Annotated in this window: 8 protein-coding genes; 6 read left to right on the forward strand and 2 right to left on the reverse strand. The window is 50.5% G+C overall.

What is annotated here, in order from left to right:
- Positions 1 to 108: 108 nt before the first annotated feature.
- Positions 109 to 972, reverse strand: coding sequence for an acyclic terpene utilization AtuA family protein (locus tag CR155_RS20270; protein WP_233214436.1), 864 nt, complete (start codon positions 970 to 972; stop codon positions 109 to 111).
- 35 nt (positions 973 to 1,007) lie between these two features.
- On the reverse strand, positions 1,008 to 2,000 hold the full coding sequence (locus CR155_RS20275; RefSeq protein WP_102071870.1) for a Bug family tripartite tricarboxylate transporter substrate binding protein: 993 nt from the start codon (positions 1,998 to 2,000) through the stop codon (positions 1,008 to 1,010).
- Positions 2,001 to 2,123: 123 nt separating this feature from the next.
- Between CR155_RS20275 and CR155_RS20280 the strand changes: the two genes are divergently transcribed.
- The 6 genes from CR155_RS20280 (at position 2,124) to CR155_RS20305 (ending at position 8,731) form a co-directional block, all read left to right on the forward strand.
- Positions 2,124 to 3,080, forward strand: a complete 957-nt coding sequence (locus tag CR155_RS20280) for a LysR family transcriptional regulator (protein WP_102071871.1) — start codon at positions 2,124 to 2,126, stop codon at positions 3,078 to 3,080.
- A 1,022-nt stretch (positions 3,081 to 4,102) separates the two neighbouring features.
- A complete protein-coding gene (locus CR155_RS20285; protein WP_102071872.1) occupies positions 4,103 to 5,296 on the forward strand; it encodes a CaiB/BaiF CoA transferase family protein in 1,194 nt (397 codons plus the stop codon).
- Between the two features lie 47 nt (positions 5,297 to 5,343).
- Complete coding sequence (locus tag CR155_RS20290; RefSeq protein WP_102071873.1) at positions 5,344 to 6,312, forward strand: Bug family tripartite tricarboxylate transporter substrate binding protein; 969 nt, start codon at positions 5,344 to 5,346, stop codon at positions 6,310 to 6,312.
- Positions 6,313 to 6,321: 9 nt separating this feature from the next.
- Positions 6,322 to 7,131, forward strand: a complete 810-nt coding sequence (locus CR155_RS20295; protein WP_102071874.1) for an enoyl-CoA hydratase/isomerase family protein — start codon at positions 6,322 to 6,324, stop codon at positions 7,129 to 7,131.
- A 34-nt stretch (positions 7,132 to 7,165) separates the two neighbouring features.
- Positions 7,166 to 7,951, forward strand: coding sequence for a GntR family transcriptional regulator (locus CR155_RS20300; protein ID WP_158238309.1), 786 nt, complete (start codon positions 7,166 to 7,168; stop codon positions 7,949 to 7,951).
- Positions 7,952 to 8,731, forward strand: coding sequence for an enoyl-CoA hydratase/isomerase family protein (locus CR155_RS20305; protein WP_102071876.1), 780 nt, complete (start codon positions 7,952 to 7,954; stop codon positions 8,729 to 8,731). It begins immediately after the preceding gene.
- The last annotated feature ends 408 nt before the right edge of the window (positions 8,732 to 9,139 follow it).

Raw genomic sequence — 9,139 nt, forward strand, 5'->3', positions numbered from 1 at the left:
TCGTACCGTGCGCAACTGGAAGCGCATAGACAAGGTCTGGCTCAACCCGGATAAGGTCAATGAAGAGCTACCGGAAACCATGAAGCTTGTTGCATGAAAAAGCGGACATCATTGTTGACAAACACCGTAGGCCTCGGCGGACACGATAACTTCGCTGCTATCCGAGATTTTGCTATCCGTCTCCAGAAAAGAGAGGCCAAGCCCGGTAATTTCGTCAGTGAGAATACCGCCTCGGACAGCGGCGATCTTCAAACCTTTTATTCCTTCCTGCTCAGCGAAGGATTGAAGCCGTAACGCAGCAGCATCCGGATCCATCCAACCCTGGTTGCTAATGATCTTGATCCCTTTATCTTTGCAAGCCTTGAGAATCGGACCCAGACGATCGATCAAATATGGGTCATATGGCAACGTGCTATGTCCATCCTCTTTGGCAGCTTGGACGGCACTCATCGTGACTTCCGACATCGACTCGAAGCATATGTAGTCCAGCGCTCCACGCTCCACCAGTGCTTCGGCAGGCCCGAACCGATCACGTGACCAAGCCGTAGCCGAACCGAGGCGTATTCTCTTTCCCTCGGTTTGCTCGGGCACCGACTCGTTCGTCTTGGGTTCGATTGCGGAGTGTCCAATACGTTTCCTTGGACGACGTCCCTCCGGGACTGTTATCGGCAGTGTAAGCATCAGCGATGAGAGCGCTTTACCAGACTCTTCAAATGCCAGTGTCCTCGAACGCCCTCCCTCAAGGACCTCGTGTACGACGAAGTTCAGCGCACCGTTACGGGGCACCTCGTAGCGCTCGATACTCCCCTTAGTGATGGAGCCAAAGAGGGCTTCGACGGCACTCACAGTTACTTGCTGTCGAAGTAATTCATAGTCGGCTAAGTCATAGGCAATAACAGAAATCATGCTGCTATTGCCTTTTTCCCCTGATCTTGAGTGGGCGACTTCTCTTAAAGTAATGGTAGTAGTCACAAAAAGGTATTCCTCTGCTTGGGTGCTTGTATGGATTACTGTGTATTGGCTTTAGTCGCTTTGATCACTTCCGCCCATTTGTCAATATCTTGCTTCACGAATTTTTGGAATTCTTCAGTGGGGTTTCCTACCATGGTGAAACCTAGGGGACCCAGTTGTTTATTGAGTTCGGTATCCGTGGCCGCAGTGCGAACGGCTTGGTTGAGTCTGGCGACAATCTGGGGTGGTGTGCCCGTCGGTGCGAACAATCCCATCCATGCGGTGGCGTCGAAGTCAGCGATCCCTTGCTCTGTGGATGTAGGCACGTCCGGCAGGAGCGGTGTTCGGTTTGGTGCGAGCACAGCCAAGGCCTTTAGCTGTCCGGCATTTATCTGCGATACCAGTGCGGGTACTTGGTAGAAAAGCATTGGGACATGGCCAGCTAAGGTGTCGGTAATGGCTTTGCCTACCTCTTTGTAGGGGATGTGATTTAACGGTGCGTCCGTGCGCAGTTTCAGCAGTTCACCACCCATCTGACCTGAAGAGCCTACGCCTCCGGTGGCATAGGCCATGCCGCCTCGTGATTTAGCGAGCGCTACCAGCTCAGCTATGTTTGAAGCGGGAACATCCTTATTCACCGCCAGCACATTGGGGAAGTAGGCAACGAGCGAGACAGGTGCAAAATCCTTCAGCACATCGTAGGGTAGGTCTTTCATCATCGATTGATTAATCGAGTGCGATGAAATGGTGCCCATGACTAAAGTATGACCGTCTGGCGTCGACTTGGCGACCTGGGCACTGCCGATTGACCCGCCTGCTCCGGCTTTGTTCTCTACGATTACCGGTTGTCCAAACTGTTCGGACATGTGTTTAGCGACGATTCTCGTAAGGATATCTGTACTTGAGCCTGGTCCGTAAGGAACGATGATTGTCACGGCTCTAGAGGGATAGCTATCATTTTGCGCGCTCAGAGCGCCGAACGGAAACGCGAGGGCTGCGCTCAGTGCTAACAAACGAATGGCAGCGCGACGGGTCGAGCGATATTTCATTGTCTCCTCCTGGAAGGACGCCAGTTTGTCTGGCAGTTATATGAACCAACCCGTTTATCTTATTCTCCACATATTGACTTAACAAACGGTATATTCTGAACGATCGATAACTAAGGACGATCAATGATTGAAAGTTGGATGCCGATATTGCGCCGGGTCAACCTGAATCACCTCACAGCCTTCTGTGCAGTGGTGCAGAATTTAAGCTTTCGTGCAGCAGCCAAGGAACTCCATATTTCACAGTCTGCTCTCAGTGTTCAGATAGGACAGTTGGAAAGCGCGCTGGGGGTTCAGCTGTTGCAACGTAATACTCGGTCCGTTTCATTGACGGCGGAGGGCGCTCGGCTCAATGAGGTATTTGAACGATCCGGCGTCGAGCTGGCACGCGTAATTACGCAGCTGAAAACTGAAGGCCGCTTAAAAACAGGCGCCATCCTGGTTGCTGTACTGCCTTCCCTGGTTGCGACCTATATGTCGGTACTGCTCTCAGCGTTTCGCTCAAAATATCCGGGTATTACGGTGAAGGTGCGTGATATTGATTCGCGTCGTGCGTACGAGCAGATCAGTCAGGGAGCCGTCGATATTGGCGTATTGTCCCGAAGCCCACGTGCGGTCGGAGTGCCTTTCCGCACATTGTTTCGCGAGGATTTGTTGACCGTAGTGCCGGTCGACTATACGGAATTTGATGGAGTCAATATGGTGGGAATAGAGAACTTGATACACCGTCCACTACTATTAAACCCGCCAGGGGTTGATCTGCGTGACCAACTGGATATCTTGTTCCAGAAGGAGGGGTTCACCGTCGAGGCGGCGCAGGAGCTTACCGGAACGTCGTCACTCGTTGCCCTGGTGTCGTCCGGCATGGGAGCGACTATTCTTCCTCGAAGCGCCTTGCATGGTCTCGATTTGGAACGATGTCGTTTGCTACATTTCCGGCCTCCCGCGTTTCGCGAGATCGGTGTTGTCACACCGCCTGGTCGCACGCTGTCGCCTGCCGCGGCGGCGTTCCGGGATTTTCTGATAGAGCATGCAGCAGCGGTATCGTTACCGCTCAATGGTACGCCGAGACTTATTCAATAGCTTGGCCGCATTAACAATGCGGATCTTGCCTTGTGCGACTTTAGAGACCACATCAGCGGTGAGTTGAGCTTTGGAATCCAAAATAATCATCCTTCGCGATCTCCGAATACGCACAATGGAATATTCAGAGAATCACTGATCAAATAGATCCGTCAATTTCCCCTGGTAATTGATGAATGCGACAAAATCGCTTGGTAATTAAAGTACGACAAAGTCCCTTGGTGTTCACATTTTTAGCTGTAGTAGTTTCAATTTGATCTGACAGTAGGGCCTTGTCAAAATTGAGGTTACCCGGTTTGATAGAGGTGCGGATTTTTATCAACGAGCGCGAAAGCGCCAAGGAGTAACCTCATGAATAGTGTTCGTCGGCACGGATTACGTGTTGGCCCGCAATATCGGGCCGGTGCGTGACTTCGGTTTTCTAATACTGTGCGCTCCGCACTTATGTCGACGATCACTGGTTCCGTTTACTGTCCTTTCCTGGTAAGCCAATATCCGCTCCCTACCATTACCGTATGAACTGGTACACGACCTCGTTTAGATCGACTTCACAGCGCCTATGAAACACTATAGGAGGTTTTTTCTCAGCAGTTTCGCGTGTAAGTATTGGCTTGCCAGGAAAGGCATGGTGGCGCGTATGCTGCTGTATACGGGTGGCGCAGTTGGGTCGTATCGGTTCTCAGCCTTCGGGGCTTTGAGGTTCGTTCGGGCCTCGATGTCGCGCAGACGCCTCTGCTCGCAAGTCACTCACTTCATTGTCAAACCATGCTTGGGAAGCCGTCAGGTGGTTGCCCATTAGGCAGCGCTACGAACTGCAATTCGTGTGAGCTTATCGATAGGCAGTAACCCTCTATCAACCACGACCGACGGTTTGGAAACACGGGACTTCATCACTGTTTGCAGCTCCGCTACGCAATCCAGGTAACGCATCAGTGCCCCCCATTTTTTTGGCAGCTATTGTCTTCGGAGTTCAGACGGCATATACTTAAGTACCTACTTAGATACTTTCGGATGGAATGCATATGGATCAGGGACCCCTCAGTGGAATTCGGGTGTTGGATCTGACGTCAGTAATTATGGGTCCATATGCAACACAGCATCTTGGGGACTTAGGCGCGGACGTAATCAAAGTTGAATCCCCCCAAGGGGATAGCATACGCGGCGTAGGACCTAACGGGCAAAAAGGACTAGGTCCTCTATTCCTTAATCTCAACCGCAATAAGCGTAGCGTCGTGCTCGATCTGAAACAGGAGCTTGGACGAAAAGCGCTATTGAAGTTGGCGGAAGATGCAGATGTCCTGTTATATAACATCCGGCCCCAAGCCATGGAACGGCTCGGGCTGGGATATCGCGTGCTTGAAGCAGTTAATCCGCGGCTAATTTATGTTGGAGCTTATGGGTATGGTCAAGGTGGCAAGTATGCTGCGGACCCAGCATTTGATGACTTAATCCAAGCGGCTAGCGGCATGGCCCACTCCCTTTCTCTCGCTCAAGATGGTGAGCCGCTTTATATACCAATCACGATTGTAGATCGGAGTGTGGGTGTATATGTCTATGGAACAATATGTGCCGCTCTATTTGATCGCAGTCGCTCCGGGAAAGGACAAAAAATCGATATTCCTATGTTTGAGACGATGACCCATATGGTTATGGGCGATCATTTATTTGGCCAGGTATTTGACCCTCCGCAAGGCTCATATGGCTACCCAAGATTACTGAGCAAATCAAGAAGGCCCTACAGGACTCTAGATGGATACATGGGCTGCACGGTCTATACCGATGCGCAATGGCAAAGATTTTTTTGCGCTATTGGCCGCGCGACATTGATGGATGAAGACAGGCGATTTTCCAATATCGGAGCCAGAACTGAGCACGTGGATTTCGTTTATTCGTTTATAGAAAAAGAACTTTCCAGTAGAACCACCGCAGAATGGGTCGATGTTCTGGGGCGGGCAGATATTCCGTGCTTCCCTGTTCATACTTTTGAATCGCTTCGTCTTGATCCGCATTTGGCCGACATCGGTTTTTTCTCTATGCAGGAACACTCTGAAGTCGGCTCTATAACGTCTATGAAACACCCGGCCGAATGGTCGCGGACGTCTCCCTCTACGCGTCACCAGGCTCCTTCGTTGGGGCAGCATAGCCGGGAAGTGCTAACCGAAGCGGGATTTACCTTAGCCGAACTGGACCATATGGAGCACGAAGGAATTATTTAGTCGTTCGATTGCCAGCTTTATCAAATATCAAAGACCAAGGAGACAAGATGAAAAAGCTTTTTAAGTTAAGTGCTGTCGTTGCTGTAATTGCGGGCGGGTTCGCCTCGCCATCGTACGCCGCGTATCCAGAGCGTCCAATCACAATTGTCGTCGCATTTGCCGCAGGTGGCGGAACTGATTTAGCGGCTCGGTATTATGCAAAACAATTTTCCGATGCACTAGGTCAGTCGGTAATCGTAGAGAATCGGCCGGGTGCCAATGGAACCATTGCAGCTGCCTACGTGGCTAAGGCTCCCGCAGACGGCTATACGTTGCTCTATGGGTCTAATTCGACCTTGTCGGCAGCCCCTTATCTTTACTCTGATCTTCGGTACGATCCGATAAAAGACTTTGATGCAGTGGTTCGATTAGGCGACGTTCCTTCGGTCTTGATCACCAATTTTAAAACGCCATACAAAACATTCGATGAGTTCTTAGCCTATGCCAAGGCCAACCCCGGAAAATTGTCTTGGGCGCATGCAAACACAGCGCACATTGCGGGCGGAATGTCTCTAGCAAAGAAGGCAGGGTTGGATATGGTGCCCATTCCCTATAAAAGCAGCCCGCAAGGTATTACGGAGGTGATAGGGAATCAAGTGCCGTTGATGGTGGTCGACCTGTCGGCGGCGATGTCCTATGTACAAGGACAAAGAGTACTGCCTCTAGCTGTTACCTCCGCGCAGCGCACACCCGGTCTTCCCGATGTACCTGCCATGAGCGAGCGTTTTCCTGGCATCGACGTTTTTTCATGGACTGGTCTTGTGGCGCCCAAAGGTACGCCCAAGGAGGCGATTGATAAGCTAAATATTGCGGGTACCGAAATTGCACTAAGACCCGTTGTGGTAAAGCATTTTCAAGACATGGCTGCGATGGATACGACCAAAACAGGCACGCCGGATGAGTTCAGTGATTTCATTCGGGATCAACTTAAAATTTGGGACACTATGCTGACCGATGCCGGCGTGCCTAAGCAGTGATACGAGTCGATGGAGAATCAACAGGTGTTATACGAACGAATTCGATATGCGGCGGTAGGTGGTGTCGCGCATATTATCTTAAATAGAAGAGAGAAGAAGAATGCGCTCGACATGGTCATGCGTAGTGAGCTTTGGGATGCGGTTGCTCGGGCCCGTGATGATGAAAGCGTTGCAGTAGTCATTTTATCGGGTGACGGCAATGATTTCTGTTCCGGAGGAGATGTCTCCACCATGCGTCCAGGAGAGCTGGACGCAGAGGCTGGGCGGAATCGAATTGCACCCGTTACTCGGGGTGCTTATTCCTTATTGGAACTGCCCAAGCCTGTCATTGTGGCAGTGGACGGTTGCGCTTATGGTGCAGGATTCAGCCTTGCACTAACAGCCGACATAGTAATAGCCACAGAACAATCAAAATTTTGCCTGTCTTTTTTGCGGCTAGGACTTATTCCTGATGCGGCAGCGCTGTTTACCCTCCCTAGGACTGTTGGTTGGTCCCGAGCTAAGCAGCTTTTATATAGCGCCCGTGAGATCAATGGAAGGACCGCTCTCGAATACGGAATTGTTAGCGAGTTGGTTGGGCGAGAGCAGCTGCTTCCAAGGGCGTTAGAGATTGCCAGTGCTATGGTTCATCTGCCGCCAGCAGCGTTCGCTCTTTGCAAGTCAGCTTTATTGCGGTCGTTTTCATCGGACACGGCCGTGATGGCGGAAACTGAAATGAGTGGTCAAGGAATTGCTTATTCCACTAAGTATCATGCTAGCGCGGCACGTGACTTTATGGATAGAAAGGCCTTGCCATATAGCTGGCCCGATCCGGTCTAGAAACAGGGAACATCTTGCTGGTAAAGGAGCAATAGTGGTCGCACTCGACTATATGACAAAGCGAGACTCGGGTATTCCGCTGTATGTAAGGCTTGCCGACGTTCTGCGCCATAAGATTGCCGAGGGCGTCTGGCCGGTGGGTAGCTGTGTTCCGACTCTTGAGGAACTATCTTCTCAACATGGACTAGCTAGGACGACGGTCCGTCGCGCCATAGGAAATCTTATCGATGAAGGCTTGCTAAAGAGCGCTCGTGGAAGAGGTACGGTGGTTATCGACGTGCCAAATTTAACAAAGAACCAGTTGCACTCTACGATTAATGAGATTTCATCGCCGACAGGTGACTTTCAGATAAAGATCATTAGTCCCGCTCATCCGGCCATTATCCCATTCGAAATCTTAGCAGCGCATCCAGATAACGAAGAGTATCTCCTTCTCAAAAAAGTGCACATTCATAAGGGAAACGCATTTGTATTGATGCATATCTATATCGTGAGGTCAATTTTTGAGCGTTTTCCGTTCGAGGCTGAAAAAGAACGGAAACTCGCCCAATTGGTGTACGAGTATTCACCATCAAAGATAAAGAACATTCGTCAAATAATTACGGTAGAGCCGGCCGATACGGTTATTTCTAGCACACTGAACTATGGTTTCTCCGCGCCCGTGGCGAAGGTGATTCGCCATTTTGTGGACGCACGGGGCCGGGTCGTTTATTGCGGAGTTTTCTGGTATCGAGGTGACGGGTTCATTATGGACATGAAGCTTCCTGGAAACTGGTTGGCTGAAAATCAACAAGCAGTTGCGCCGGACAACAAATATTGAATGAAAGCGAAAGACATGCTGATTACAGAGAAACGTCAGTCAATTTTATGGCTAACCATAAATCGGCCCGGGCAGAGAAATGCCCTCAATCCCAATCTTATGAATGAGATGGGTCAAGCTATTGAAGACGCGGGTCATGATCGTACTATTCGGGCTATCGTTATTACAGGTGCGGGAGTAAAAGCATTTTGTGCGGGAGCGGATCTAGAAAGTGGAGATTCATTCGTATTGGACGATGCGTCGCCCACCTCGCCATTCGCGAACTTATTACGTGCAGCTCAAGCATCAACAATACCGTTAATCGCCCGTATTAATGGGGCCTGTGTGGCAGGAGGTATGGGCCTCCTCGCGATGTGCGATATGGCAATTGCAGTGGACGATGCAGTCTTTGGCCTACCAGAAGTGAAGGTTGGCGTATTTCCAATGCAGGTATTATCGGTACTGCAACGGATTATTCCTTCAAGAGCATTGTATGAGCTTTGCTATACCGGCGAACTAATTGACGCTCAGGAGGCAAGACGGCTCGGACTCCTTAACTATGTGGTGCCGAGCTCTGAGCTTGACGTACAACTTTCATGGCTCTTAAGTCGCATGACGGATAAAGCCCCATTAGCTATTAGGCGAGGGCGATATGCCATGCGGCGGATTGAAGCTATGGGATTCGAAGAGTCCATTTCGCTCTTAGAGAGCCAAATCGGGTTGTTAACTTTGGGCCATGAGGCGCGAGAGGGAATGTCGGCCTTTCGCGAACGGAGAAAGCCGGTATGGGACAAACAGTAGAATAGCGCGCGAGTATTCGGGAGCTTCGCTCTATCGTATTGATATGGGTTGCTCCTAACCAGTTTCGCAGACATCGCAGGTAAGTTGGATCCGCGCGAACTCTAAGGCTTTTTAAACTCAATCCCTGAAGCACCGATTCGTCCATACTGACTGAGCTTAACCATATCCTGAGCATACATGAACGCATCCACGACCCATGCTATAACTGAATTATCGTAGGTAACCCTAGAGGGCTTTGCAGTCTCTCTTAGGGCTTCCAGCTGGATATCTGGACCATATGCCGGTGTTTGTCAACAATGATGTCCGCTTTTTCATGCAACAAGCTTCATGGTTTCCGGTAGCTCTTCATTGACCTTATCCGGGTTGAGCCAGACCTTGTCTATGCGCTTCCAGTTGCGCACGGTACGA

Source organism: Pollutimonas nitritireducens (genome assembly GCF_002849615.1).
In the GTDB taxonomy this organism is placed as follows: domain Bacteria; phylum Pseudomonadota; class Gammaproteobacteria; order Burkholderiales; family Burkholderiaceae_B; genus Pollutimonas; species Pollutimonas nitritireducens.